The 26,863-nt window shown below is 33.1% G+C and carries 23 protein-coding genes and 1 other RNA gene; 15 read left to right on the top strand and 9 right to left on the bottom strand.

The annotated features are described in order from the left end of the window. The 6 genes from QBK95_RS00410 to QBK95_RS00385 all read left to right on the top strand — a co-directional run. Positions 1-3,406 (top strand): CLIPPER-2 domain-containing protein (locus tag QBK95_RS00410; protein WP_280929372.1); only part of this gene is annotated, 3,406 nt, incomplete at its 5' end. Between the two features lie 68 nt (positions 3,407-3,474). Further along, a complete protein-coding gene (locus QBK95_RS00405) occupies positions 3,475-4,434 on the top strand; it encodes a PorP/SprF family type IX secretion system membrane protein (protein WP_280929369.1) in 960 nt (319 codons plus the stop codon). Between the two features lie 17 nt (positions 4,435-4,451). After that, positions 4,452-6,422 carry an OmpA family protein gene (locus QBK95_RS00400; protein ID WP_280929367.1) on the top strand — a complete coding sequence of 657 codons (1,971 nt, stop codon included), beginning with the start codon at positions 4,452-4,454 and terminating at the stop codon, positions 6,420-6,422. 345 nt (positions 6,423-6,767) lie between these two features. Then, positions 6,768-7,427 carry a TrmH family RNA methyltransferase gene (locus tag QBK95_RS00395; RefSeq protein ID WP_280929365.1) on the top strand — a complete coding sequence of 220 codons (660 nt, stop codon included), beginning with the start codon at positions 6,768-6,770 and terminating at the stop codon, positions 7,425-7,427. Between the two features lie 199 nt (positions 7,428-7,626). Then, positions 7,627-7,764, top strand: coding sequence for a hypothetical protein (locus tag QBK95_RS00390; protein ID WP_280929364.1), 138 nt, complete (start codon positions 7,627-7,629; stop codon positions 7,762-7,764). Positions 7,765-7,923: 159 nt separating this feature from the next. Next, on the top strand, positions 7,924-8,289 hold the full coding sequence (locus QBK95_RS00385; RefSeq protein ID WP_280929361.1) for a VOC family protein: 366 nt from the start codon (positions 7,924-7,926) through the stop codon (positions 8,287-8,289). Positions 8,290-8,298: 9 nt separating this feature from the next. Here the strand turns inward: QBK95_RS00385 and QBK95_RS00380 are convergent, their stop codons facing one another. The 3 genes from QBK95_RS00380 to QBK95_RS00370 all read right to left on the bottom strand — a co-directional run bounded on the left by QBK95_RS00380 (position 8,299) and on the right by QBK95_RS00370 (position 12,111). Continuing rightward, positions 8,299-9,063 carry a carboxypeptidase-like regulatory domain-containing protein gene (locus tag QBK95_RS00380; protein WP_445012612.1) on the bottom strand — a complete coding sequence of 255 codons (765 nt, stop codon included), beginning with the start codon at positions 9,061-9,063 and terminating at the stop codon, positions 8,299-8,301. Between the two features lie 114 nt (positions 9,064-9,177). Beyond that, positions 9,178-10,944, bottom strand: a complete 1,767-nt coding sequence (locus QBK95_RS00375; protein ID WP_280929359.1) for a DEAD/DEAH box helicase — start codon at positions 10,942-10,944, stop codon at positions 9,178-9,180. 117 nt (positions 10,945-11,061) lie between these two features. Further along, positions 11,062-12,111 carry a glutaminyl-peptide cyclotransferase gene (locus QBK95_RS00370; RefSeq protein ID WP_280929357.1) on the bottom strand — a complete coding sequence of 350 codons (1,050 nt, stop codon included), beginning with the start codon at positions 12,109-12,111 and terminating at the stop codon, positions 11,062-11,064. A gap of 87 nt (positions 12,112-12,198) precedes the next feature. Here QBK95_RS00370 and ffs point away from each other — a divergent pair. The 3 genes from ffs to fsa all read left to right on the top strand — a co-directional run bounded on the left by ffs (position 12,199) and on the right by fsa (position 13,935). Next, an RNA gene (gene ffs, locus QBK95_RS00365) (signal recognition particle sRNA small type) lies at positions 12,199-12,297 on the top strand. A gap of 91 nt (positions 12,298-12,388) precedes the next feature. After that, positions 12,389-13,210 (top strand): SDR family oxidoreductase, encoded by an 822-nt coding sequence (locus tag QBK95_RS00360; RefSeq protein ID WP_280929355.1) that lies wholly within the window; start codon positions 12,389-12,391, stop codon positions 13,208-13,210. 71 nt (positions 13,211-13,281) lie between these two features. Further along, a complete protein-coding gene (gene fsa / locus QBK95_RS00355) occupies positions 13,282-13,935 on the top strand; it encodes a fructose-6-phosphate aldolase (protein ID WP_280929353.1) in 654 nt (217 codons plus the stop codon). A gap of 33 nt (positions 13,936-13,968) precedes the next feature. Here the strand turns inward: fsa and QBK95_RS00350 are convergent, their stop codons facing one another. Further along, positions 13,969-15,441: a TlpA family protein disulfide reductase gene (locus tag QBK95_RS00350; protein WP_280929352.1), complete on the bottom strand. Its 1,473-nt coding sequence runs from the start codon at positions 15,439-15,441 to the stop codon at positions 13,969-13,971. Positions 15,442-15,696: 255 nt separating this feature from the next. Between QBK95_RS00350 and QBK95_RS00345 the strand changes: the two genes are divergently transcribed. Continuing rightward, complete coding sequence (locus QBK95_RS00345) at positions 15,697-17,322, top strand: ABC-F family ATP-binding cassette domain-containing protein (protein ID WP_280929350.1); 1,626 nt, start codon at positions 15,697-15,699, stop codon at positions 17,320-17,322. A 58-nt stretch (positions 17,323-17,380) separates the two neighbouring features. Here the strand turns inward: QBK95_RS00345 and QBK95_RS00340 are convergent, their stop codons facing one another. Further along, complete coding sequence (locus QBK95_RS00340; protein ID WP_280929348.1) at positions 17,381-17,983, bottom strand: TetR/AcrR family transcriptional regulator; 603 nt, start codon at positions 17,981-17,983, stop codon at positions 17,381-17,383. Positions 17,984-18,069: 86 nt separating this feature from the next. Between QBK95_RS00340 and QBK95_RS00335 the strand changes: the two genes are divergently transcribed. Together QBK95_RS00335 and QBK95_RS00330 are read left to right on the top strand one after the other, a co-directional pair. Then, complete coding sequence (locus tag QBK95_RS00335; protein WP_280929346.1) at positions 18,070-19,923, top strand: fatty acid desaturase; 1,854 nt, start codon at positions 18,070-18,072, stop codon at positions 19,921-19,923. Continuing rightward, a complete protein-coding gene (locus QBK95_RS00330) occupies positions 19,920-21,479 on the top strand; it encodes a GMC oxidoreductase (RefSeq protein WP_280929344.1) in 1,560 nt (519 codons plus the stop codon). The genes QBK95_RS00335 and QBK95_RS00330 overlap by 4 nt, the downstream gene beginning before the upstream one ends. Here QBK95_RS00330 and QBK95_RS00325 read toward each other — a convergent pair. The 4 genes from QBK95_RS00325 to pheT all read right to left on the bottom strand — a co-directional run bounded on the left by QBK95_RS00325 (position 21,476) and on the right by pheT (position 25,195). Next, positions 21,476-21,676 carry a hypothetical protein gene (locus QBK95_RS00325; RefSeq protein WP_280929342.1) on the bottom strand — a complete coding sequence of 67 codons (201 nt, stop codon included), beginning with the start codon at positions 21,674-21,676 and terminating at the stop codon, positions 21,476-21,478. The genes QBK95_RS00330 and QBK95_RS00325 overlap by 4 nt on opposite strands. A gap of 2 nt (positions 21,677-21,678) precedes the next feature. After that, positions 21,679-21,906, bottom strand: coding sequence for a putative signal transducing protein (locus tag QBK95_RS00320; protein ID WP_280929340.1), 228 nt, complete (start codon positions 21,904-21,906; stop codon positions 21,679-21,681). A gap of 9 nt (positions 21,907-21,915) precedes the next feature. After that, positions 21,916-22,635: a hypothetical protein gene (locus QBK95_RS00315; RefSeq protein WP_280929338.1), complete on the bottom strand. Its 720-nt coding sequence runs from the start codon at positions 22,633-22,635 to the stop codon at positions 21,916-21,918. Positions 22,636-22,768: 133 nt separating this feature from the next. Beyond that, complete coding sequence (gene pheT, locus QBK95_RS00310; RefSeq protein ID WP_280929336.1) at positions 22,769-25,195, bottom strand: phenylalanine--tRNA ligase subunit beta; 2,427 nt, start codon at positions 25,193-25,195, stop codon at positions 22,769-22,771. A gap of 126 nt (positions 25,196-25,321) precedes the next feature. On the opposite strand from pheT, the gene QBK95_RS00305 reads away from it, so the two are divergent. The 3 genes from QBK95_RS00305 (at position 25,322) to QBK95_RS00295 (ending at position 26,848) form a co-directional block, all read left to right on the top strand. After that, positions 25,322-25,525 carry a hypothetical protein gene (locus QBK95_RS00305; RefSeq protein WP_280929334.1) on the top strand — a complete coding sequence of 68 codons (204 nt, stop codon included), beginning with the start codon at positions 25,322-25,324 and terminating at the stop codon, positions 25,523-25,525. A gap of 63 nt (positions 25,526-25,588) precedes the next feature. Beyond that, complete coding sequence (locus tag QBK95_RS00300) at positions 25,589-26,305, top strand: hypothetical protein (protein WP_280929331.1); 717 nt, start codon at positions 25,589-25,591, stop codon at positions 26,303-26,305. A gap of 153 nt (positions 26,306-26,458) precedes the next feature. Next, positions 26,459-26,848 carry a hypothetical protein gene (locus tag QBK95_RS00295; RefSeq protein WP_280929329.1) on the top strand — a complete coding sequence of 130 codons (390 nt, stop codon included), beginning with the start codon at positions 26,459-26,461 and terminating at the stop codon, positions 26,846-26,848. The last annotated feature ends 15 nt before the right edge of the window (positions 26,849-26,863 follow it).

Genomic DNA, 26,863 nt, shown 5'->3' with positions numbered 1-26,863 from the left:
CAACTATGTGTTTACTGTGAGTAATACAGGAAATATCGATCTGTTTAATATTCAGGTAGACGATCCAACCGTTACCGTTACTCCAGCTACTACGATTGACTTGGTAGTAGGAGCAAGTGACAACAGCACCTATACCGCGAGTTATGTGATCACCGCAGCAGATATTACCGCAGGTAGCTTTAGCAATACTGCTGTCGCGAGTGCACCTAACCCATTAGATCCAACAGCACCACCAGTGAGTGATGATTCAGATGATCCAGATGATGCTACAGATGTTGATCCAGACAATGATGGCAGTCCAGACGATCCAACAGTAACAGACCTTAGACAAGGTTTACTGGATATCACCAAGACGGATAGTTATGTAGATACAAACGCTAATGGTATTATCGATGCAGGAGATACGATCAACTATGTATTTACTGTGAGCAATACAGGAAATATCGATCTTACAGGAATCAGTGTTACGGATGCCTTAGTTACTGTTACTCCAGCCACTCCGATTGATTTAGTAGTAGGGGCTAGTGATAACAGTACCTATACAGCTACGTACACCATCACCGCAGGAGACATTACAGCGGGTAGTTTTAGCAATACCGCTACTGCTACTGCTACCGATCCATTAGGCGGCCCAGACATCACGGATGCCTCAGATGATCCAGATGATGCTACAGATGTTGATCCAGACAATGATGGTAGTCCGGATGATCCAACGGTTACAGATTTAAGTCAACCATTATTGGATATCACTAAGACAGGAGTTTTAGATGATACAAATGGAAATGGTTTTGCAGATGCAGGAGAAAATATCACATACACTTTTGCAATAACAAATACAGGTAACGTAGATTTAACAGGAATTAATGTTACTGATTTTGGAGCAATTATTACACCAACTACTACTATAGATTTAGTGGCTGGAGCTAGTGATTCTACAACCTATACTGCAATACATATGTTAACGCAAGCGGATATAGATTCAGGTAGTTATACTAATCAAGCTACAGTAAGCGGATTAGATCCAAATATGATTACTGTAACAGACCTATCCGATGATCCTAATGATCCTACAGACAATGATCCTAATACAGATGGAAGCCCTGATGATCCAACGGTAATTATGCTTCCTGCTAATGGTTCAATCAGTATAACCAAAGCAACAGATGTTCCAGTCGATGGTTCGTATGATACGGTAGGAGAGAATATTAGTTATACTATAGAAATATCGAATAATGGAAATGTAACCTTAACTAATGTTGTGATTACTGATGCTAATGCAGACATGATAACTCCATCCACAGTAAACAGTATCGATCCAGGTGAAATCATAACAGTTACAGCTACACACATTATTACACAAGCAGATATAGATGCAGGTAGTGTAACTAATGTAGCGCAAGTAACTTCTGAAGATCCGAATGGAATGCCGATCGAAGATCTTACATCTGATGATCCTAATACACCAACTTTAGATGATCCTACAATAACTGTAGTTGATCAAACACCAGAACTTACACTGATCAAAGTGCAAGATGCTCCAGCTGATGGAGCATATGATACCGTTGGAGAGGTGATTACTTATATGTTGACAGTTACTAATTCGGGTAATACAACATTGACGAATGTGGTAGTAAATGATGCCAATGCAGATGCAGGAAGTATCACACCAGCTGTTATACCTACCCTTGCTTCAGGAGCTAGCGTTATGGTTACAGCTGCTCATACGATTACACAAGCTGATTTAGATGCAGGTGTGGTTGTGAACCAGGCAGATGTAACTGGAGATGCTCCTGATGGTAGTCCTGTGACTGATCTTTCAGATGATCCTACTACTCCAGATCCAGATGATGCAACAATTACGATTACTAATCTAACACCTCTTGGTGATCTGGCGGTGACTAAAGTAGCGGATCAGGGATTATTTACAACTGTAGGAGATGTAATTACCTATACAATTGTAGTAACCAATACTGGAAATGTTACTATGAATAATATTACTATTACTGATGCCAATGCGACCATTACCTCTGGTTCGCCGATAGTTTCTTTGATTCCTGGTGGTATGGCAACCGTTACCGCGGAACATATAGTAACACAAGCAGATATGGTAGCTGGACAAGTGATAAATTCGGCAATTGCTGAAGGAACGACTCCACTTGGAGAAATAATTACTGAGACATCTGATGATCCTAATAATCCTAATGATATAGATCCTAATGGAGATGGAGATCCTGATGATCCAACTATAAGTTTCTTAGATAGTGATGGTGATGGAATTCCAAACCCTATAGATTTGGATGATGATAATGATGGTATTACTGATATCGAAGAACAAAATGGAGATCCTAATTTAGATACAGATGGTGACGGAGTTATAGATAGTCAAGATTTGGATGCTGATGGTGATGGAGTGAATGATGTGGCTGAGTCAGGACACGGAATGATGGATCTTGATGGAGATGGAAGATTAGATGGACCATTTGGTGATGACGGTATTCCAGATATTGTGCAGGATGATCCTGATGGAGGAACCGTAAATTATCCTATACAAGATACCGATGGAGATGGTATTGATGACTTCCAGGATACAGATGATGATGGTGATAATATCCCAACGGCGGATGAGAACCCTAACCCTGATGGTGATGGAGATCCTGATACTGGAAATACTCAAGATAGCGATGGAGATGGAATACCAGATTATTTAGATATGGATGATGATAATGATGGTGTAGATACAGTATATGAAGATTATGACGGTGATGATGATCCTACCGACCAAGATAGTGATGGAGATGGAATCCCAGATTATCTGGATACAGACGATGATGGTGATGGGATAGATACAATCTTTGAAGGAGTAGATCCTGACGGTGATGGAAACCCGAACACAGGAGATACTCAGAATACCGATTGTGAGATAGATAATAACTGTGATACCATTCCAGATTATCTTGATGTAGATGATGACGGTGATAATATCCCAACAGAAGATGAAAATCCAGATGCCAATGGAGATGGTGATCCAGATGATGCTTCAGATTTAGATGGAGATGGAATACCAGATTATCTCGAGCCTAATAGCTCAGATCCAACTGCAGAAGATGGAATTGAAATCTATACAGGGATCACACCTAATGGAGATGGTATTAATGATGTATTAGTAATTAGAGGAATTGAAAACTTAGAAAATACTTTAGAAATCTATAATCGATGGGGAGTAAAAGTTTTCGGGACAGATAATTACGGTAGAAATGATAATTTCTTCAGAGGTATATCTAATGGAAGAACTACGGTAGAGGCAAGAGATGAACTTCCTGTAGGGACATATTACTATGTACTGGAATATGTTCTGGATACTGGTGAACGCAAAAATAGAGCAGGATACTTGTATATCAATAAATAACCGATCAAAATAAAATACCCGTGAGTGAAATTCTCACGGGTTTAAATAAAAATATTAAACTAGAGCTGATGAAAAAAGCATACATATTAATTACTACAGTACTTTTAAGTCTCGCTTTCCAGCATTTGGGATATGCTCAACAGGATGCCCAATATACTCAGTATATGTACAATACTATTAGTGTAAATCCAGCCTATGCTGGTAGCAGAGGAGTAATGAGTATTACTGGGTTACATCGTAGTCAATGGGTTGGGTTAGATGGAGCACCGCGTACACAAACATTATCGTTGAATACACCGCTTGGAGGGAATAATAGAGTCGGTTTAGGTTTATCCATTGTCAATGATGAGATAGGGCCTACAAACGAAACCTATTTTGATATTGATTTTTCATATACGATTCCCACATCAGATGTTGGGAGGCTTAGTCTGGGATTAAAAGCAGGAGGACATTTATTAAATGTAGATTTTCAGCGATTAAGTCAGTTTGATATTAATGATCCGAATTTTGAGAATAATATAGATAATAAGTTTAGCCCCAATGTTGGAATAGGAATATACTATCATACAAACAAGTTCTATTTTGGACTAAGTGCTCCCAATCTTTTAGAAACAGATCATTTTGATGAAGATGCTACAGTAAACAGTAATGATTCAGCAACCTTTGTAGCAGAAGAACGTGTTAATTATTATTTGATAGCAGGTCATGTTTTTGATCTTAATGATAATCTAAAGTTTAAACCAGCAGTATTAAGCAAGCTAGTGTTTGGGACTCCTTTACAAGTTGATGTATCGGCCAATTTTTTATTGTATGATCGATTGACTCTTGGTGTAGGATATCGATGGAGTGCAGCTTTTAGTGCTATAGCAGGATTCCAAGTTTCGGATTCGTTGATGATTGGATTTGCCTATGATAAAGAATCAACTGAGTTAGGAAGAACGCAGTTTAATGATGGAAGTTATGAAGTAATGCTCCGTTTTGAACTATTTAGAAAATATAACAGAATGCTAACGCCTAGATTCTTCTAGCATTAAAAATATTGATTATGAACTTTAAAAAATACTTTATCTATGTAGCGTTTAGTATCATCGTTTGTGGTGCGTTACATGCACAAGAAAAACGGTTAGAGAAAGCAGATGAAAACTTTGATAGATATGCATTTGTAGATGCCCGTGAGATCTATTTGGATGTTGCAGAAAATGGGTACGCATCCGCAGATTTATATAAGAAATTAGGAGACTCTTATTATTTTAATGCAGAATTAGAAGAATCTGTAAAATGGTACGAAGAATTGGTGAGTACTTATTCGGAGCAATTAGATCCTGAATATTTATTTCGTTATTCCCAAAGTCTTAAGAGTGTAGAGCGTTATAATGAAGCTGATAAAGTAATGGAACGTTTTAATTCTGTTACAGGGAATGATCAACGTGCAGAATATTTTGCAAGTACAAGAGATTACCTTCGATTTATTGAAATGCAGTCAGGACGATATGAGGTACAACGACTTTATATTAATTCGGAGCATTCTGATTATGCTCCTAGCTTCAATAATAGAGGTCAACTTATAATAGCTTCTTCTCGTGTAGGAAGAAATAGCATAATCAAAACCGTACATGAGTGGAACGAAATGCCATTTTTAGATTTGTATTCATCGAATATAATAGGAGAACGTAGAGCTTTAACACAGCCAGAGCGACTAAAAGGAAAAATTAATACTCGGTTTCATGAATCTTCAACCTCTTTTAGCAAAGATGGACAAACGGTTTATTTTACAAGAAATAATTTCACTGATAAAAAACTAGGTTCAGATACAAAAGGAACTATCTTATTAAAACTTTATCGAGCAACTTTAGATGGTGAAAAATGGACAAATGTTGAAGAATTACCTTTTAATAGTAATGAATATTCTGTAGCACATCCAGCATTAAGTGCAGATGGTAAGAAGCTTTATTTCGCAAGTGATATGCCAGGAAGCAAGGGTTTTTCGGACTTATATGTAATAGATGTAAATGAAGATGGTACTTTTGGAGAACCTAAAAATTTAGGGAATCGTATAAATACAGAAGGAAGGGAAACATTTCCTTATCTGAGTGATTCTGGTCGATTGTATTTTGCTAGTGATGGTCATGTAGGACTTGGAGGATTAGATGTGTTCGTTGCAATACCTGAAGAATTTGGGATGTTCTCTATTCCTTATAATGTAGGGAAACCTGTAAATGGACCAGAAGATGATTTTACTTTTGTATTGGATGAGTCCACCAAAATCGGATATTTTGCCAGTAATAGAAATGGAGGTAAAGGGAATGACGATATCTATCGATTTAAACAAACAGATGAGTTAATAACAAAATGTAATCAATATGTTACTGGAGTGATTACAGATGCAGCTACTAGGGATATATTAGCGAATACAGAAGTAATTTTAATGGATTCAAGTAATCAGGAGTTGCAGAGAGTAATTTCTGATGATAATGGAATATATAAATTTGAACTTGAGTGCGAAGCATCATATGTAGTGCGCGGTACAAAAAAGACATATAGTCCTACTGAAGCTGTTTTGGCTACCAATTACATTCCAGAATATTCACATAAACTACCTTTACAACTTGGTAAAGGAGGGTTAGATAGTAATGAATTAAAACCAGGAGATGACTTAGCAAAAATACTTCGTTTACAAATTATTTATTTTAATCTTGATAAGTCCTTTATTCGATCCGATGCAGAGATAGAGTTACAAAAGATTATTGCGACTCTAAAACAAAACCCAAACCTCAAGATAGATGTCAGATCACATACTGATAGTAGGGCAGAGGATAATTATAATATGTATTTAAGTGAGAGACGTGCCCAAAGTACTATAAAGTATATTGTAGAAAAAGGAGGTATTGATCGATCCCGAGTTTCAGGAAGAGGCTATGGAGAAACCGCTCTAGTTAATAAATGCGAGAACGGTATTGATTGTAGCGAAGAAGAACATCAACAAAATAGAAGAAGTGAATTTATTTTGGTGCAATGAAATAATACTTTAATGTATGATAGAACTAATTTTGAATTTTTTATAGATTTTAAAACCCTTAATAACCCAAAATAAGTTTTGATAATAAGAAAATATATCAATCGAGTATTGTATGGCATTTTTTTAAGTGGGAAATGCTAGCTTTCGTAAGTTTCAGAATATTGTAGTTTTTATTTTTATATGACGATGGTAATAAAAACTTAGAGCAACAATTTCTGATTAAATATTTTGAAATTAGATTGATATACCGCCTCCTGATTCGTATGGGTAACGAACAGGAGGTTTTTTTATCAAATTTTCTAGTAATTATTATAATTTGATTATGCTTTCATAATTTAGCCATCTATGATAGATCATAAACTATTAGTGTATTTAGAATCTTTTCTTACTCCTAGAAGGTTGGAGTTGTATAAAAAAGTAATTGAACAACGCACCAATTATTTTACGGTGGCAGTAGAAGATGTGTATCAATTGCATAATACGAGCGCTGTGATTAGAAGTTGTGATGTGTTTGGAATCCAAAACGTTCATGTAATTGAGGAGATCAATGCAAAACGAATTGATAGAGAAATTGCAATGGGTGCACAGAAATGGGTGGATATTAATAGATACTCAACTACAAAAGAGTGTGTTTCTGCATTAAAAAACAAAGGTTATCAGATTGTAGCAACTACACCTCATGATAATTCGGTAGAATTAAAAGATTTTGATATTAGTAAACCCGCAGCGTTTTTCTTTGGGCAAGAACAAGAAGGATTAAGTGATTTGGTATTAAATATGGCAGATACAAAGCTTCATATTCCAATGGTAGGATTTACAGAAAGCCTTAATATATCTGTTTCTGCGGCGATTATTTTACAGCAAGTAACATCGTTATTAAGAAATTCGAATATTGATTGGCAATTATCAAAAGAAGAAAAATTAGAAAAAAGAATGGATTGGGCTAAAAAAGTAATCAAAAGCCATGAAAAAATTATAGCAAGATATGAAGAAGAGCAGGGATGACAAATACTAAACTATTGCTTACGAATAGTGAATAATAGATAACAAATTCTAATTATTCTTCTTTTGTTTAATTTGTAATTTACTCATAAATAATGGTTTACGCGTAAAAGGTTAATGTGCTTAAATCAAGGGTATTATAAATTAATTCCCTATATTTGATAAAGACTTTATGTTTTAGTACCCTAAAAACACCTTTGTCATGAGCAAAAAACAGTCACCTACCAACAAAATGAAAATGCTTTTAAAGCAAGTGAAAACAGGTTTTAAAACAAGTAAAACCACCATTAATTATCCAACAGAAGTCCACGATATTTTTCAAAAAAGAACGATAACATAGTTCATTTTTAAATATTGAATACATCTTCATAGCTCAAAATCATAACTAGTGATTTTGATGTACTGGTTTTATAAAACCAGTTATTTTTCTTTGTAAATATGTTTTTACTTTAGCGTACAAATTGTATCTTAATAACTATAAATTTTAGGGTTATATATTATGGTTACTTGGTTTGAAATTCCTGTTACGGATATGGATCGTGCTAAAGCTTTTTATGAAAAGGTTTTTGATATAGAAATTAGTCTTCACAACATTGATGGACTACAAATGGGATGGTTTCCAAATAAAAATGAATCTGGTATGGTTACGGGATCATTGATTAATGCAGGAGAACACTACACGCCTAGTCAGGATGGAGTTCTAATATACTTTTCTTGTGATGATGTAGCAAATGAGATTGGTAGAGTAACGGCTGCAGGAGGAAAAATAATCGCTAATAAAACACAAATATCAGAAACACACGGATATATGGGATATTTTATAGATTCTGAAGGAAACCGTATTGCATTACATTCTCAAAAATAAAAGTTGATTTTATTTTCTGTCTAAAACTTTATATTCTTCATAACACTCACTAATTGCATCAAGAATTTGTAGGTCATTAGCAAAATTTATAAAATCGGATGAGTAGTTGCAATTTCTTAGTATTTCATCAATATCCAAACGCTCTACTTGCAAAAGTGCCATGAGTGTAGCACGATCAAATTTAGTTTCCAAAAGATTTCTGATCTCATCATCTTTCTTCATTTTTCTGAGTTTACGTAACTCTTTGGATCGTTTACTAAAAATATTATAAAGAAAATCTGCAGGATTAAAAATGGCGCCCAATACTTTATTGACAGCTCCTGGTTGACTACTACCTCCTTCATATCCAGAATTTAATCCAGAAATACTATATCTATAGTTATTGTAGACAGGAATTTTCTTGGCATCGATCTCTAAGTATCCCGTAAGTTGCACATCTGCAACCACAACTTCTTCTAGAGCGATACCAAGTTCTGTCATTTTGATTTTAACGTCGCCAAACTTTTTCCAGTCATTCGTTACTCTAACTCTAAGTGGTTTGTATCCTATATACGTAAAATATAGCGTATCATTTACATTGGCCTTTATCTCAAAATCCCCTTCTTTATTGGTGATAGTTCCTACTACCTGACTTAAATTTACAATATGAACATTTTGCAATTTAATGTCAGTAGAGGCATTAAGAACTTTTCCAGAAACAGTTTCAGAATCAGTATCCTGTGCATAGATGCCAATGCTTATGATAAATGCTAAGTATGTTAAAATTCTTTTCAAAAGTTTATTTTTAGTAATGATTTTATATTAACTATTATATATGACGACCAATTTATAAGAACATAACATAAAAATCGAGCCAAAAAGCATATAGTTTCGTTAATTTAAGAAAAATTACCTACGATCACTACGTTTTCTTCTATCTCTTCTTCCATTACCTCCTCGATCACCACCACTATCATTATCACGACGATTTCTACCTTTTGGTTTAAAACCATCGCTTCTACGTTTTCCTTTAAAACCGCCTCCAGCATTATCTCTACGTTTTCTACCACCTCTGTTACGTCCAGAATCTTTAGAGATTTCTACGTTAACTTTTCTTCCTTCTAATCTAAAATCTTCAAAAATTGAAAGAATATTATCTTGATGTTCAGAATCTGTGTTGAAGAAAGAAAAACTTTCTTTTACATCCACACGGCTTACAGCATCTCTTCCTAGACCTAAAGTTTCTTTAAGGAAATCCTTCAGAGTCATCCAGTCAAATCCATCTTTCTCACCTACATTAATAAAATAGCGTGTACTACCATCTCTTCCTCCAGAGTCACGTCTATTATCTCCTGCAGCATTAAGATCCTTTGCGTTTTTATAATAATTATGAAAACGAGAGAACTCAACAGAAAAGAATTTTTTGATTAACTCTTCTTTAGAGAAATCTTTTAACACTTCATTAATTGAAGGAAGATATGTTTCAATTTCGTGATTTATTTCTGCTTTTGCAATATCATTTGCTAAATGAAATAATTGTACCTGGCAGATTTCTTCACCACTAGGAATTTCTTTTTCCTCGAATTTCTTTTTAATGATTCGTTCAACGGTCTTAATTTTTCTAAGTTCACTCTTAGAAACAATCACCATTGAAACACCATTTTTACCTGCACGCCCGGTTCTTCCACTTCGATGCGTGTATGTTTCAATCTCATCAGGTAATTGATAGTTAATTACGTGGGTAATATCATTTACATCAATTCCACGCGCAGCTACATCCGTAGCAACTAACATTTGAATCTGACGATTTCTAAAACTTTTCATTACTAAATCACGTTGATTTTGACTTAAATCTCCGTGCAAAGCAGCTGCATTATACCCATCTTCGATTAAACTTTCTGCGACCTTTTGGGTATCTCTTTTGGTACGACAAAATATTACTGAAAATATATCGGGATTAGCATCAGATAATCTTTTCAGTGCAGCATAACGATCTCTTGAATTTACAACATAATATTCATGAGAAACGTTTTCAGATCCTGTATTTTTATGTCCAACTGTAATTTCTACAGGGTTATGCATAAAACGTTTTGCAATTGTAGAAACTTCTCTAGGCATGGTTGCAGAGAATAACCAGGTACTCTTATCATCTGGAGTATGAGATAGGATAGCATTAATATCTTCATAAAATCCCATATTAAGCATTTCATCAGCCTCATCTAGTACGCAATATCCAATATTAGAGATATCCACCATCTTACGATTGATCATATCTTGCATACGTCCTGGAGTAGCAACAATAATTTGTGCACCTCGCTTTATCTCTTTTGCTTGATCATGAATACTAGCGCCTCCATATACAGCTACTGTACGCAATCCTTTAATAAATTTAGAGTAATTTTTTAGCTCATTGGTAATCTGTAGACATAATTCACGGGTAGGAGATAAAATTAATCCTTGCGTAATTCTGCTGTCGCTGTCTATTTTTTCAATAAGAGGAAAACCAAATGCAGCGGTTTTTCCTGTTCCTGTTTGCGCTAGCGCAACAATATCCGTATCTTCATCAAGTAAAATAGGGATAGCCTTTTCCTGTACTTCACTAGGAGTTTCAAACCCCATTTCATTCACCGCTTTTATAATAGCTTCACCGAGGCCTAACGCTTCAAATTTGTTCATATAAATAAAAATAAGCCGCAAAGGTACGGTTTATTATCTGTCTATTATAATAACGAAGTACTTATTGTGATGTTACAAAAGAATTAGTGAACATCGATCGGTTTATGATAATAAAAGTTACTTAATGATCTCAATTTCAAAAAGTTTGTCCCAATTTTTGCCTGTAACAAATAGTTGTTGAGTATCTTTTTTATAGGCGATACCATTTAATACATCCAGGTTATCGTGTTGCGTCACTTTTTCTCTTAACCCAGCTAAGTTTATCACGGCTTCTAATGCACCATTTTTAGGATTAATTATAGCAATTCCATCCTTTTGCCAAGTGTTAGCATATATTTTGCCGTCAATCCACTCTAATTCATTAAATTTTGATTTGATTTTAGTATTGGTAGTAACCTCAATATAGGATTTTTCTGAAAGTGTTTCTGGATCTAAAATCCATATTTTTTCAGTTCCATCGCTTTTATATATTTGTGCACCATCATTACATAATCCCCAACCTTCTTTACTTTTTTTGTATGCAAAAGTTCCAGTTTTTTCCAGTGTACTAAGATCATAAATAAACCCTTCTTTAGCTTGCCAGGTTAGTTGAATAATTTTATCATTAATAATAGTAATTCCTTCTGCAAAGTATTTTTTGTCAACGTCTTTTTTTAGTAATACTTCTCCAGTTGTATAATTCGTTTTTCTAAGTGAAGACAATCCATTTTTTCCAGTACTCTCATATAAAGTATCTCTATTAAATTCCAATCCTTGAGTAAAAGCGTTTTGGTCATGCGGATATGTTGCAATAATCTTATACTTATATAATTTGGGAGGTGTATTATTAAGGAAAGTAAGTTTTTTATACACATCTTCTTCTTTACCCTCATAATATACGATTGCCTTAAGAAGGTGTTTTCCTAATCTTTCTGTATCTAATTTTTCTTCGTATGTATAGTTACTGTTAGCATTAGATTTGATATCACCTAGAAAAAATACAACAGAATCAATCTCAAAATTTTTGTTATTTACAATGCTAGCTTTTACTGTTTCACCAAGCTTAAATTTTTTTTGATTGTTATCTGTTTTTATAGAAAAATATTTTTTTTTCGCCTCCGTATTACTACCACATGAAAAGACAAGGGAGCATAATGTAATGATGGCGAATAGGTTACGTTTGTTCATGATGTGAATGAAATTTATAGCAAGATATTTATTTTAATTGGGTTTAAAAAATCATTGTTTTATATACTAAAGATTGTATCTTTGCAGCGGCAAGTCCTACACAACCAGCTCCTGTTGAATCCTCCAGGGCGGGAACGCAGCAAAGGTAAATGGTCGTAGCGGTGTGATGTAGGTAGCTTGCCTTTTTTTGTACCCTAAACTTTCCTTTTTAAATATTTTAAGATTATTTCATAATTCTAAATTCATAAATCGTAATTCAGAGTGTATATTTGCGAGCATGAACACAGATCAAAACTCTAAAGTCATTTTAATAACTGGAGGCTCCTCTGGTATTGGCAAATCTATAGGGACATTTCTTACAAATAAAGGATACATTGTATATGGTACCAGCAGAAATCCGGATCGTTTTTCTGATTTTGATGCGTTCAAACTGTTGCAACTTGATGTAGCAGATAAAGGGAGTATACAAGCTGCAGTTACTAGTATTGAACAAAAACATGGAAGATTAGATATTTTGATCAATAATGCGGGTGCTGGAATCACAGGTCCTATAGAAGAGATTCCAGAAGAAGAAATTATAAAAAATTTTACTACCAATTATTTTGGACCTATTAACGTGACCAAAGCAGTGCTGCCATTAATGAGAAAGCAAGGTAGTGGGTTGGTTATTAATATTACTTCAATCGCTGGTTATATGGGCTTGCCATATAGAGGAATTTATAGTGCTTCTAAGGCAGCATTAGAAATAACCACAGAAGCTTGGAGAATGGAGTTAAAAGCATTTAATATTAATATGACAAATGTAGCTCCTGGTGATTTTGCAACAAATATAGCCGCTGGGCGATATCACGCACCAGTTCTAGATAAGTCTCCTTACCAAAAATCGTATGGAGAATCTTTAAAACTAATGAATGGACACGTTGATGAAGGAATGAACCCTGAAGAAATGGCAAAAGTAGTGTATAAGGTTATTCAAACAAATAAACCAAAAGTACATTATAAAGTAGGAGAGTTTATGCAAAAGTTTTCTATAGTTTTAAAAAGAATACTACCAGATAAAATGTATGAGAAATTACTTATGAATCATTATAAATTGTAATTTTGGCGACATAATTAAAACAATAGTTTTTAAACAGAATTTCAAAAAATAACAAATCTAAACACAACAATATGAAGTTTTTTATTGATACTGCTAACCTTGATCAAATTAAAGAAGCACAAGATCTGGGTGTACTTGATGGAGTGACTACCAATCCATCATTGATGGCAAAAGAAGGTATCACTGGTAAGGAAAATATTATAGAGCATTATAAAAAAATATGCGATATAGTAACAGGAGATGTAAGTGCAGAAGTAATTTCTACTGATTTTGAAGGGATTATTAAAGAAGGAGAAGAACTAGCTAAACTTCATGATCAAATCATTGTAAAAGTACCAATGATTAAAGAAGGTGTAAAAGCAATCAAATATTTTAGTGATAAAGGTATTAAGACCAATTGTACACTGGTTTTTTCTGTTGGGCAAGCATTATTGGCTGCAAAAGCAGGTGCAACCTATGTTTCTCCTTTTATAGGAAGACTAGATGATATTTCTACAGATGGTTTGAATTTAATAGCAGAGATCAGACTTGTGTATGATAATTATGGATTTGATACAGAGATCCTTGCAGCTTCTGTTAGACATACAATGCACGTAATTGATTGTGCAAAAATAGGAGCAGACGTAATGACAGGCCCTCTTTCATCAATAGAAGGATTGTTGAAACATCCATTAACCGATATTGGTTTAGCTAAATTTTTAGCTGATTACAAAAAAGGTAACTAAATTTTAATAAATAAGAATACTGAAAAATGTCCTTTAATCGAGGACATTTTTTTGTTTTTCTATGGTTGCTAATCTGCTATAGCTCATCAATTGTTTTTCGAAGATTGATGAAAACAAATCTGCATTTGGATTTATAATCCTTCCACGCTGGTCTACTAATATTACTTTATTACTATAATGAATGACTAACTCATCAGAGGAGCACTTAGGAAACTTAAACTCATATTCACGATCTAGATTATAATTGTGACGTTTAATTGTTTTCAACCAATTCTCTGTTTGATCATCATCTGTATTAATACCAATAAAGTCAATTTCGGGATATACCGTACTCAAATAATTGGTTTTCTGATGGGCCTTTATATAATGATCTTTCTTTTCAGTTGACCAAAAATACAAGGCTGTAACTGGTTTTTCAAAAAGAGAAGATAACTTAGTGATTTCTCCATTCGAAGAAATAAGATCTTGATCTGGAATAATATTATTTGGTTTAAGTCTAGAGGTCGCTTTGGCTAATTTTTTAAGTTCTTTCTGAAATTTCTTATTACTACTAATGGACAAGTAATGATTTAATACTTTTTGAGAGGTATAATCATTTTTGTTATCCAAGATGAAATTTGTTGTAATTCCTCTTAATAAATTATTCTTAATATATGAATGTTGTATTACACTATCCACAAGGTCTAATTTAGACATGGTGTATTCTACTTTATTCTTTGATAAAGATTTTTTCTTCATATATCTTGTATAAGAAGAATTGGTAAAGTAGTGGTTTAAAAAACGATTATAAGAATAGAGTCGCTTTAAATCATCATTATTAAAATTTACTTGATTTCTATAATCAAAAAAAGATTTAGGGAATTCCTTAAAAGCATCAATAGAGTTCATCCCATAATATTGATATCTGTAAAAGTACATTTCATACCTTGAAAAAAAGTCATATTCAAAACTAGATTTACAAATCTCTTTAGAAAGGTCACTTAACGCATACTTATCCGTTAACTTAGCGTATTGCTCTTGTCGCAATGTTAATAATGAATCTTGAGTATTTTTAAAATCAATGGGAGATAACCTAAATTCTCTTTTTTCTATTTTTTCTCTTTCAATTTCATTTTGAAGAAACATGTCAATTAGAAAATTGTTTTTTCGGGATCCTACACCTGTAAAAACCAAGGATTCATCAAACTCCAGTGTATTTATTCTTATCAAAACACTGTCACCTTTTTCCAACATTACGAGTTGATATTCTGGGTTATGTCTAAAAGAATAGAGGCCTTCTTCTTTTAAATCTTTTATTTTGTATAAGAATTGATTGTTTTTATCTAAATAGATGGTGTCTTGATATTTATTATCCCTAAAAAGGATAATATAATCGGTGTTAGGATTTACAATTTCTCCACCAAAATAGGTATATTCTCTTTCTATTTCCTTAGTAGAATCGCAGCTACAAACACAGCAAGTAAGAATAGATAAATAAATAAAATATTTTATTCTACAGAAATACATTTTGGGTGCTATAAATTTACTGACAAACATTCAAAAATAAACGGAAACAATTCTAGAGCTTGTTAAGAATACGTTAATTGTGTTATTATTAGTTAATTGTAAAAGAAAGATTGTGCTTCAACGACTAGATATAATCTTGATTTTACCAGAATTTTAATTTTGTAAGAATCCATTGAAAATACTACTATATTGTTTCAAGTTTCGGATCCATTTTTCTACTTTTGCCGAAAATACAATTTTTTACAAATTATAGCTATGTTATCAGTTTCTAATCTTTCAGTTCAATTCGGTAAACGTATTTTATTTGATGAAGTGAATACAACCTTCTCTCAAGGTAATTGTTACGGCATTATTGGTGCAAATGGAGCAGGAAAATCAACATTCTTAAAAATACTTTCAGGAGTTACTGAAGCGACATCAGGGCATGTGCATTTAGAACCTGGCAAACGTATGTCTGTCTTAGAGCAGAATCATTATGCCTATGATCAATACACTGTGTTAGAAACAGTGATCATGGGAAACAAAGATTTGTATAAGATCAAAACAGAAATTGATGCCTTATATGCAGATTATACTGATGAAAATGCAGAAAAGATTGGAGAGCTTCAGGTACAATTTGAAGAGATGAATGGTTGGAATGCAGATAGTGATGCTGCAACCATGCTTTCTAACTTAGGTATAAAAGAAGATCTTCATTATACAAGTATGGCGGATCTGGATACAAAACAACGAGTGCGAGTATTACTGGCACAATGTTTATTTGGTAGTCCTGATGTATTAATCATGGATGAGCCTACCAATGATTTGGATTACGAAACAATTTCTTGGTTAGAGCATTTTTTAGCTAATTATGATAATACTGTAATAGTGGTTTCTCACGACCGTCACTTCCTGGATTCTGTATGTACACATATTTCTGATATTGATTTTGGAAAGATCAATAATTATAGTGGTAATTATACATTCTGGTATGAATCCTCTCAATTAGCGGCAAGACAAAGAGCGCAACAAAACAAAAAGGCTGAAGAGAAAAAGAAAGAATTACAAGAGTTTATTGCTCGTTTTAGTGCAAACGTAGCAAAGTCAAAACAAGCTACCTCTCGTAAAAAGATGATCGAAAAGCTTAATATCGAAGATATAAAACCATCTAGTCGCCGTTATCCTGCTATTATTTTCGAAAGAGATAGAGAAGCAGGTGATCAAATCCTTAATGTAGAAGGGTTAGCTGCAAGTAATGAAGGTGATATATTGTTTAAAGGAGTAGATATTAATTTGGCAAAAGGAGATAAAGTTGTTGTTTTTTCAAAGGATTCTCGTGCAACAACTGCGTTTTATCAAATACTTAATGAAAAGCAAAAAGCGGATGCTGGAAAATTTGCTTGGGGAATAACAACTACACAATCTTACTTACCTGCGGATAATAGTGAGTATTTTCAGAACGATTTATCTCTAGTTGATTGGTTACGTCAATGGGCGACTACAGAAGAGGAACGCGAAGAAGTATTTATTAGAGGTTTTCTTGGTAAAATGATTTTTAGTGGAGAAGAAGCATTAAAAAAATCAAACGTATTATCTGGAGGAGAAAAAGTACGCTGTATGTTGTCTAAGATGATGATGACCAGAGCAAATGTGCTAATGTTGGATGAACCTACAAACCACTTGGATCTAGAATCAATTACAGCATTTAATAATTCTTTAAAGAATTTTAAAGGAACGGTACTTTTTACCACACATGATCACGAATTTGCGCAAACAGTTGCAAATAGAGTAATTGAATTGACGCCGAATGGAGTAATAGATCGTTATGCAACCTTTGATGAGTATATGAGTGATGCTAAGATCAAGGAACTACGTGAGAAAATGTATACAGTGAATGTATAGAAAACCATATATGGTTTTATAAAATATAAGAATCCTGCAATTTGCAGGATTTTTTTTATCAATTTAGGACTAACCCTTCAAACTTAATATACATATATTCCTTAATAGCCGATTCCAATGTTTGTTGATTGTTATCAAAAAATGTATGATCAGTGAGAAGTTGCATAATGAAGTATTCATCCATTTTGATTAATAATTCAGGAGAAACTGTTTTGAACATCTTGTTTTCGATCCCAAAAACATAGAAATTTTTAAGATCTTTTAAAAGCTCTTGTAAAAATTGTTCTACAATATTCCAGGCGCCAGAGTAATGAGTCTGCAACTGTTTTAAATAAAAAGGTGATATATCTTCAACACCTTCTGCAAGTATTTTGGCCAATGATTCATATTGAAAATTTAATACAGAGAGTTCTCCAGAAATTTCTTTTTTATAATCTTTGATACGATCAACTCTAACTTGAGTGATATATTCAAAAATCTCTTCTTTTGTTGTAAAGTATTGATAAATAGTGGATTTGCTTTTGCCCATTAATCGAGCCAAGTCATCAATAGTCAAATCTCCTAGTTCGATATTTTTAAGCTTAGAAAGCAGTGCCTGTGTCCATTGTTCTACCTTTTTGTTTTTGCCTTTTCTTTCACGACGAATAGATTTTCTTCCCATACTTGGTAATTTGTAAAAATCGAACTATATTTGATTTAATAGTTCGATAATAAAAATATCTTTTTTCAAACATAACCATTTGACGCGTGAAAAATCAAGCAGTTTGGCAAAAATATTCAGGAAAAGTAGCTTGGCCTACTATTTCACTCTTTATACTTTTATGTATTGGATATGCAGTACTATGGAAATTTTACACAAAAGGACTCTCGGCAGGATTAACGTCTTTAATAGGTGCTGTATTAGCATATGGTATGTTTACGATTGCACATGAGGCAAGTCATAATAATATTTCGGGAGGTGTGAAATCATATAAAGGACTTGAAAAAATACTTGGATGGTTGTCGAGCTTTTTTTTGTTGTTTCCATTTTCAGCATTTGTGGTCATTCATCTTAGACATCACGCGCATACAAATGATCCTATTAAAGATCCAGATCACTACGTTAATGGCAATAATCCTTTTTCAATATTTTTACGATGTGTAACCTTGATTGGCCATTATTTTATACTATCATTAGGAGTTCAAAGTAAAACTAATCCAGCTATGAGAATTATCAGAAAACAATCTATATTGTTTTTGATCATACTTACAGGAACCTTAAGTATTTTGATTTTATCAGGAAACGGGAAGGCTTTATTTTTCGTTTTTATATTGTCTGCACTTATTGCAGCACCAGTGCTCGCGTTTTCTTTTGATTGGCTGCCACACTATCCACATAACAACTTGAGTAAATATCATAATACTCGAGTGGTCACTATTCCTGGACTTGAATTTTTATCATTATATCAGAGTTATCATTTGATTCATCATTTGTATCCAAGAGTACCTTTTTATAAATACAGAAGTTGTTTTTTGGATATAGAAACAGAGCTTTTAGAAAAACAATCGGTTATTGAAGGTTTTAGAAGTCAGGACCTTAAAATTTTAGATAAACAAAACACATATAACGATATTAAATTAGGAAAAACCTGGAGTTATGTGCTGGAAGTAGAAAATGTATTTCAGGAAACTGAAGATACAGTTCGTATTGTATTTAAGAATCTTGAAGGAAATCATTTTCAATTTAAATCAGGGCAATATGTAGTTATTTCTGATTATGTACAAGATTGTCTAGTAAGCAGATGCTATTCTATTAGTGAAGATCCTGGTACAGGAAAATTGGCCGTTGGAGTAAAAAGTGTTCCAGGAGGAAAGTTGTCCAGTCATCTTGTAGAAAAGGTAAAAGAAAATTATAAATTAAGAGTTTCTGGACCTTTTGGTAAATTTGTGTTACCAGAAAGTATCGATAGATCATTTCTTTTTATTGCTGGCGGAAGTGGCATTACACCAATAATTTCCATGGTTAAATTTATTTTAAGAACTTCTAAAGAAAGAGTTACTTTATTGTATGGATGTAGAAGCTCTATGGATGTTATTTTTTCGGATGAGTTAAATGAATTAACTAAGGTGTATCCTGAGCAGTTCAATTATATGCTAAGTTTTGAGTTGCTTGATTCTGATCGACAGTATGCTTATTTAATGGATACTAGTATAAACACATATTGTTATATCTGCGGACCTACTCCTATGATGGAAGCTTCAAAAGTAGTATTAGACAAAATAGGTGTTAAGGATAGTTTTATTAGAACGGAGGAATTTTCAAAGAAACCAAAGCAACTCTCAGGAAATGAATATCAAATTAATACCTTGATAAATAATTCAAATATGGTATTTAAAGGGGATGCTTCAGAAACTATTCTGAATGCCGCTATCCGAGCTAACAAAGAAGTTCCCTATGCTTGTATGATGGGAGATTGTGGTACTTGTAAAGCAAAACTTGTAGAAGGAGAGGTGCATTGGAATTCTAAAAAAGAAATTGTACTTCTTGAACGTGAAATAGATCAAGGATATATTTTAACCTGTACTTGTGTTCCAAAAACCGATATAACGATAACTGTATGAAATTAAAAGAGCAATACGACTATGTGATTGTAGGAAGTGGTTTTGGTGGATCCGTTAGTGCACTTCGACTTTCGGAAAAAGGGTATAAAGTTTTGGTTATTGAAAAAGGGAAATGGTATACATCTAGTGATTTTCCGAAATCTAATTGGAATCTAAAAAAATGGTTGTGGGTTCCTTTATTTAGATGGTTTGGGATCATGAAAATGTCCTTCTTTAAACACGTAGTGGTAATTTCTGGAACTGGAGTAGGAGGAGGATCTCTTGTGTATGCGAATACATTACCGATTCCTAAAAAAGAATTTTTCACCTCTGGTAGTTGGAAAAACTTGGCGGATTGGCAATCAGAACTTGCTCCGTTTTATCAAATTGCATTAAAAATGCTGGGTGCACAAAAAAATCCACAACTTTTTGATGGGGATAAAGCGTTAAAGGAACTTGCTTCTACAATGAATATTAAAGATGATTTTTCTGCTACAGATGTAGCGGTATTTTTTGGAACACCTAATAAAACTGTACCAGATCCGTATTTTGAAGGAAAAGGTCCAGAACGAACAGGTTGTAATTTCTGTGGAGGTTGTATGACTGGATGTAGAGTTGGAGCAAAAAATACATTGGATAAAAATTATTTGTACTTAGCGCAACAGTTAGGCGCAGATATTTTGGCGGAGCATGAGGTTTTTGATGTAATGCCTTCTTCAGATGGGTATGAGGTGAAATTTAAATCCGCAACTAGAATTTATAAATCTAAAAAATCAATTCACACTAAAGGAATCATTTTCTCAGGAGGCGTATTAGGGACTGTAAAATTGTTATTAAAGCTAAAACAAAAGTCTTTACCGAAATTATCTGACCGACTTGGATCAGATATTCGTACAAATAATGAAAGTTTAATTAGTGTCACTAACCTTGATGGCACTAAAGATATGTCTAAAGGAGTAGCAATTGGGTCTATTTTAAACACAGATAAAAACAGTCATTTAGAAATAGTAAGATATGCCAAGGGTTCTGGATTTTGGAGATTGTCACATTTACCATTAACTCATGGTAAAAATGTAATCGTGAGAATTACTAAAATGATAACCAGTTTTATCAAACATCCTATTTCTTATATAAAGTTATACACTTCAAGAGATTGGAGTAAGAATACGGCAATTCTATTGTTTATGCAGACATTGGATAGCACTTTAAAATTTAAAATAAATGCTTTAGGTCTAATGAATACGACTGTTGCAGAAGGTAAAAAACCAAGTGCATTTATACCTCAATCTCTTAATTTAGCAAAAAGCTATGCAAAAATAACAGCTGGTAAAGAAACTGTTTTTGGATTAGAACCGTTAGCAGGAATTCCTTCTACTGCTCATATATTAGGAGGTGCTGTAATGGGAGCTAATATTGCAGAAGGGGTCATAGATCAGAGTAATAAGGTTTTTGGGTATAACAATATGTATATCTGTGATGGATCTATGATTTCTGCGAATCCAGGAGTAAATCCATCATTGTCAATAACGGCAATTACAGAACATGCAATGAGCAAAATACCTAATAAGGAAAATTAATTGTTATCAGTACTTTGAAAGTGTCGGTAAATTAAAAAACCTCCATATCCAATAAATAAGATAGTGAGTATAGCTCGGTAATCCCATTCGGTTTCAGCTTGTAATCGTTGATATAATCTAAAACTACCGAACAAGACCAATGCAATACCAATCATAAAGTCCCAATTTTTTCTTGGAGATCTATTTTCTTCTTCCATACCTATGATAAACTTTTTTCTATAATTGGAAGCGCTTCTTCCATATCAGTTTTTTTAACAAAAAGTTGAATGTGATCAGGGATTCCACCACCAAAACCAGCAGCCATTCCAGATTTCATATCATCTCTGGTTATAGAATTAATACCACTATCTTGAAGTAATGTTTGTAAAAATTGAATGTTTATTAAACTACCCGTATATACTCGTTCGTATTCGCTTTCAGGAAACATATGTTATTATTATGCATTAAAATATTTACTATCCCAGATGGCAGTATTAAAGTTTTTACCCAATGCAAATCCATAAAATAAAACTACAGCTGCCACAGACTTAAACATAAAAAGAAATATCATTATAAATTCTGAAGTATTACTTTCTTTACTAAATAATCCTTCTGGGACCATAAAGGTAATTAAAAGACTTACTAAAAAAGTAAGGATTAATAAGTTTTCAAAACTTTTGAAAAACCACATTATTGTTTTACGAAAAGGATGTAGATCTTTTCCCCAAGTATGAACTAAATAGTAATAGTTATTTCCCATCGGGACAAAAAGTAGGGGATCATCTGCATTGGCTAGCTTAAATAATTTAGAAGGGGCAATAATCTTAAATCCAGTTAATGTTATGCCGTGTGTATTTTCTATCTCTGTTATTGCTCTAATTGCTTCCTTTGGAAATTTTCCTTTAAAGTATTTGGTGTCTAGAAAACGTAAACGATAATCGATACATATCTTCTTAATCTGATCAATATGATGAATTTTAGAATAATCTAATAAATCAAAAATGAAATCATTGGGTTCAGAGGTGTTGCCTTTCTCCAAGGTTTCTATAATTTGATCATTCTTTTCTTCAGTTTTTTCAAAAATGGATTGAACTTGTTGTTCCCAGCTGGTAATATCAAATTCTTTACGCTTTTGAGTAATTAGTTTTTTTTCAATATTAGTTTTTGGGAATAACATTTTTCTTTCTTTAGCTTCACTAAATTAAGAATTTACATCCTTGATTACAAGGTTTTTATGTTTTTATAGAATAAAAAAATGCCTTTGAAACACTCCAAAGACATTTTTATAATATGTATGTGATTATCTTCTGTTATCTCAATTCAGCCCCTAATTTATTTTCAAAATTGTACTGAAGTTTTTTCATGATCTTATCAATTTGCTTATCTGTAAGGGTTTTATGATCATCTTGCAGCGTAAAGCTTACAGCATATGATTTTTTACCTTCTGGTAAATTCTTTCCTTCATACACATCAAATAAATTGATGTTTTTTAGAAGTTGTTTTTCGGTTTGTTTTGCTATAGTATGAATTTCTTCAAAAGAAACAGTATGATCTAATAATAAAGCAAAATCACGGCGAACTTCTGGGAATTTTGGAATATCAGTAAATTTAATCTTGTTACGTTTTGCAAATTCTAAGATTGTATCCCAATTAAAATCAGCATATAGCACTTCTTGTGAAATAGAGAAATGTTTTAAAACAGGTTTTTTGACCAGACCAAACTCTACTAATTTAGATTTACCTAAACTATATGAAACACCTTCAGAAAAAAGATCATTTTTTATAGGTGAAGTTTTAGAAACTTTAACTCCTAAGCGGTCTAATATAGCTTCGATAATACCTTTTAAATAGAAGAAATCACTGTTTTCTTGATTCACTTTCCAGCTTTCTCGGGTCTTACTTCCAGTAATAATCAAACTTAGATGTTTGTTTTCTATTCTTCCGCTTTCGTAGTTATGATATGTTTTTCCAAATTCGAAAAATTTAAGATCAGGACGTTTTCTGTTGATATTATACGAAACAGCCTCTAATCCAGAAAACAACAACGATTGTCGTAATACAGCTAAATCATTACTTAGAGGATTTAACATCTCTACATTGTTTTCTGAATGCAATTGTTCAGACAATGAAACATACTCTGGAGCGGTTAACGAATTTGCTAACATCTCGTTGAATCCCTGACCGACTAACTGATTGGAAATTGTATTCTGGACATTATGATCAGAAAACTTATCAATATTAGAAATAGATGCATTTAGTTTTTGTGTAAACTGAATATTGTTATATCCATACACACGTAAAATTTCTTCGATAACATCAGCTTCTCTTTGCACATCATTACGATATGCTGGAATCGTAAGCCCTAGACCACTTTCAGTAATATTATTGACTTTAATTTCTAATGAACTTAAGATGTCTTTGATAGTTTCTTGAGGAAGTTCTTCACCAATTAATTTTGTTGCATTTTCAAACGACAAAAACACTTGAAAATCTTCTGTTTTTTTAGGATAAAGATCCACGATTTCACTAGTGATATCTCCACCAGCAAGTTCTTGTATAAGAAGAGCAGCTCTTTTTAGTGCATACTCAGCAATATTAGGATCAATACCTCTCTCAAATCTAAAAGAAGCATCTGTATTAAGTCCATGTCGTTTTGCAGTTTTACGAATGCTTACAGGATTAAAATAAGCACTTTCTAAGAAAATCGAGGTAGTTTTTTCTGTAACACCAGAGTTAATACCTCCAAAAACCCCAGCAATACATAGTGGTTTTACAGCATCACAGATCATCAAATCTTCTTCATGTAATTCTCTTTCTACCTCATCAAGTGTCGTAAATTTAGTACCAGTTTTTAAGGTTTTTACTTCGATTTTGTTTCCTTCAATATATTGTGCATCAAAAGCATGTAAAGGTTGTCCTAATTCGTGTAATACATAATTCGTAATATCTACAACATTGTTTTTTGGAGTAATCCCGATTGCTTTAAGCCTATGTTGTAACCAGGCAGGAGATTCAGCAACTTTTAACCCAGAAATTGTAACACCGCAATATCTTGGTGCTAATTCAGGGTTTTTAACATCAATATCAAATTTATGTAATCGATTATCCACCTTAAAATTACTTACAGATGGTGTAATCAATTCCATCTGTAAATCTTTTTGCTGTAAACCAGCTTTTAGATCGCGAGCAGTACCCCAATGACTCATTGCATCTGCACGATTAGGAGTTAATCCAATTTCGAATACATGATCATTTTCTATATCAAAAATATCTGCAGCTGGAGTTCCTACAGGAATATCTTTATCCAGGATCATAATACCATCATGACTTTTTCCCAGTCCTAATTCATCTTCAGCACAAATCATTCCGTGACTTTCTTCTCCACGGATTTTTCCTTTTTTTATAGTCCATTCTTTATCATCCTGATCGTACAACTTAGTTCCAATAGTAGCCACAGGAACTTTTTGACCTTCTGCAACATTAGGTGCACCGCATACAATTTGCACAGGTTCTCCAGAACCCAAATCTACTTTGGTCACTTTTAATTTGTCTGCATTGGTATGTTGCGAACAACTAATTACCTGTCCTACAATTACACCTTCCAGACCTCCTTTTACACTTTGGTAGGTCTCAACTCCTTCTACTTCTAACCCTAAGTCTGTAAGTAATTCTCCTGCTTTTTCTGCATCCCAATCAAGCTTTATAAATTGCTTTAACCAGTTATATGAAATTTTCATTAATGATGATTCTGAAATTAGTCGGTAAAGATACTACTTTGGGTAAAGTTGACAAACAAGAAATCTTTCTTATATAAAAGAAAAAGTGTATTTTTAAAATTAATATTTACCTAACCAAATAGAATTATGAAAACAACGATTAAATTTTTTGTGTTTCTGTGTACAATAACAATTATTTCTTGTACAGATAAAAAGAAAGAAGCGGAAGAAACCAATGCTGCAGTTGAGAAAATTGAAGCAGTAGAAAAAGAATTAGATAAAGTTACTAAAGAAGTAGAAGCAAAGGCAGCGGAACTTGAGGATTCTCTTAAAGATTTAGATAGTATTTGATTTAAGTAATTGCTAATAAACTTTTTTCATACCAACCACAGTTATTAACTTAAAAATAATAAAATGAAATTATTTAGAATCGTAATGATAGTAATGATGGTTTTTACATTTGGAAACCATGTAACGATAGCTCAAGGAAAATCTAAAGAAGCTAAAGAAAAGGTAGCTCAAAAAAAGAATAAGGGACAGGAAAAGCATAAAGGTGCCAAAGAAAAATCAAATGATAAATTAAACAAAGAAAAGAAAAAAGCAAAAGATGAAATAAAAGAAACAAAAGGTAAAGGAGAAGAAACTAGGGATGATCTAAAAGAGGAAGGTGATAAGTTAAGAGGTGAAGCCAAAAAAGCGGAAAAGATGGCTGAAAAAGAAGCGAAAAAGGCTGAAAAAGAAGCTAAGAAAGCCGAAGTGAATGTCAAGAAAGAAGTAAAAGGCAATGCATATGGTAAGAATAAAGAAGGTTTAACAGGGAAAGCATATGGACAAGCAAGAGCAGCAGATGCGAAATCTAAAGTTAAAGAAAGCGAAGATATCCTTAATAAAGATGAAAGAAAATTAGAAAGAGGAAGAAATAAGATAGCTGCAGCTAAGGAACGCTTGGCAAAGACAAAAGAAAAGGAAGGTGAAGATGCTTTAACGCCTGAAGAAATAGCAGAAAAAGAATCTAAAATAACTAAGGCAGAGAAAAAATTAAAAGCATTGGAAGAATCTTTAAAAAAAGGAAAGAAAAAAGTGAAAGAAGAAAGTGATAAACTTGATAAAGTCTATCCTGAAAAGCAATAAAAAGATAGAAAATAAGCATAGAAATGAGCTATCTTTCTTGTTGTTAAGAGAAAAAACATGTTTGTTGCTTTTTATAGAGTGTGTTGTTAAGTATTTTTCATTTAGGTATAATATTAGTACTTTTGATTAAGATTTTTTAAAAATAAGCCCTAAATGAAGTCATTTAAATTAATTATGTTTTTTGTGCTATCTCTTACTTTTGCCACTTATACTGGTACGGCACAACAATTAAATAGTAGCAATAGTGAAATGCCTATTTCTAATCAGGTAAAATCTAAATCTGCAACAAAATCAAAGACTAAAACTATAAAGAGAGCAAAAACAAGAGCTGTAACAGGTGTAAATACAAGTGAAACAGCAAAATTGCATTCTAAGTCCGAAATAGAAGCAAGAGCACTAACAGCACAGAAGACAAGAAATAGTGGAAAAGCAAACATTCCTAAAGAAGTAGCGGTAAGACAGAGAGAAGCTAGAATACAAGCTGCTATTGAAGCAAATAAGACAAAAAAGAAAACAACTTCAAAAAGAAAAACTGGAAATTAATAACTTAATTGAAAC

Source organism: Aquimarina mycalae, from assembly GCF_029906345.1.
Lineage (GTDB): Bacteria > Bacteroidota > Bacteroidia > Flavobacteriales > Flavobacteriaceae > Aquimarina.
The sequence above is the reverse complement of the archived record's forward strand: the minus strand, read 5'-3'. Positions and strand labels throughout refer to the sequence as shown.

Excerpts from the sequence above, each read along its gene's own strand:
- QBK95_RS00405 (WP_280929369.1), top strand. The coding sequence starts at position 3,475 with ATGAAAAAAGCATACATATTAATTACTACAGTACTTTTAAGTCTCGCT.
- QBK95_RS00400 (WP_280929367.1), top strand. The coding sequence starts at position 4,452 with ATGAACTTTAAAAAATACTTTATCTATGTAGCGTTTAGTATCATCGTT.
- QBK95_RS00395 (WP_280929365.1), top strand. The coding sequence starts at position 6,768 with ATGATAGATCATAAACTATTAGTGTATTTAGAATCTTTTCTTACTCCT.
- QBK95_RS00390 (WP_280929364.1), top strand. The coding sequence starts at position 7,627 with ATGAGCAAAAAACAGTCACCTACCAACAAAATGAAAATGCTTTTAAAG.
- QBK95_RS00385 (WP_280929361.1), top strand. The coding sequence starts at position 7,924 with ATGGTTACTTGGTTTGAAATTCCTGTTACGGATATGGATCGTGCTAAA.
- QBK95_RS00375 (WP_280929359.1), bottom strand. The coding sequence starts at position 10,944 with ATGAACAAATTTGAAGCGTTAGGCCTCGGTGAAGCTATTATAAAAGCG.
- QBK95_RS00370 (WP_280929357.1), bottom strand. The coding sequence starts at position 12,111 with ATGAACAAACGTAACCTATTCGCCATCATTACATTATGCTCCCTTGTC.
- QBK95_RS00360 (WP_280929355.1), top strand. The coding sequence starts at position 12,389 with ATGAACACAGATCAAAACTCTAAAGTCATTTTAATAACTGGAGGCTCC.
- fsa (WP_280929353.1), top strand. The coding sequence starts at position 13,282 with ATGAAGTTTTTTATTGATACTGCTAACCTTGATCAAATTAAAGAAGCA.
- QBK95_RS00350 (WP_280929352.1), bottom strand. The coding sequence starts at position 15,441 with ATGTATTTCTGTAGAATAAAATATTTTATTTATTTATCTATTCTTACT.
- QBK95_RS00345 (WP_280929350.1), top strand. The coding sequence starts at position 15,697 with ATGTTATCAGTTTCTAATCTTTCAGTTCAATTCGGTAAACGTATTTTA.
- QBK95_RS00340 (WP_280929348.1), bottom strand. The coding sequence starts at position 17,983 with ATGGGAAGAAAATCTATTCGTCGTGAAAGAAAAGGCAAAAACAAAAAG.
- QBK95_RS00330 (WP_280929344.1), top strand. The coding sequence starts at position 19,920 with ATGAAATTAAAAGAGCAATACGACTATGTGATTGTAGGAAGTGGTTTT.
- QBK95_RS00325 (WP_280929342.1), bottom strand. The coding sequence starts at position 21,676 with ATGGAAGAAGAAAATAGATCTCCAAGAAAAAATTGGGACTTTATGATT.
- QBK95_RS00320 (WP_280929340.1), bottom strand. The coding sequence starts at position 21,906 with ATGTTTCCTGAAAGCGAATACGAACGAGTATATACGGGTAGTTTAATA.
- QBK95_RS00315 (WP_280929338.1), bottom strand. The coding sequence starts at position 22,635 with ATGTTATTCCCAAAAACTAATATTGAAAAAAAACTAATTACTCAAAAG.
- pheT (WP_280929336.1), bottom strand. The coding sequence starts at position 25,195 with ATGAAAATTTCATATAACTGGTTAAAGCAATTTATAAAGCTTGATTGG.
- QBK95_RS00305 (WP_280929334.1), top strand. The coding sequence starts at position 25,322 with ATGAAAACAACGATTAAATTTTTTGTGTTTCTGTGTACAATAACAATT.
- QBK95_RS00300 (WP_280929331.1), top strand. The coding sequence starts at position 25,589 with ATGAAATTATTTAGAATCGTAATGATAGTAATGATGGTTTTTACATTT.
- QBK95_RS00295 (WP_280929329.1), top strand. The coding sequence starts at position 26,459 with ATGAAGTCATTTAAATTAATTATGTTTTTTGTGCTATCTCTTACTTTT.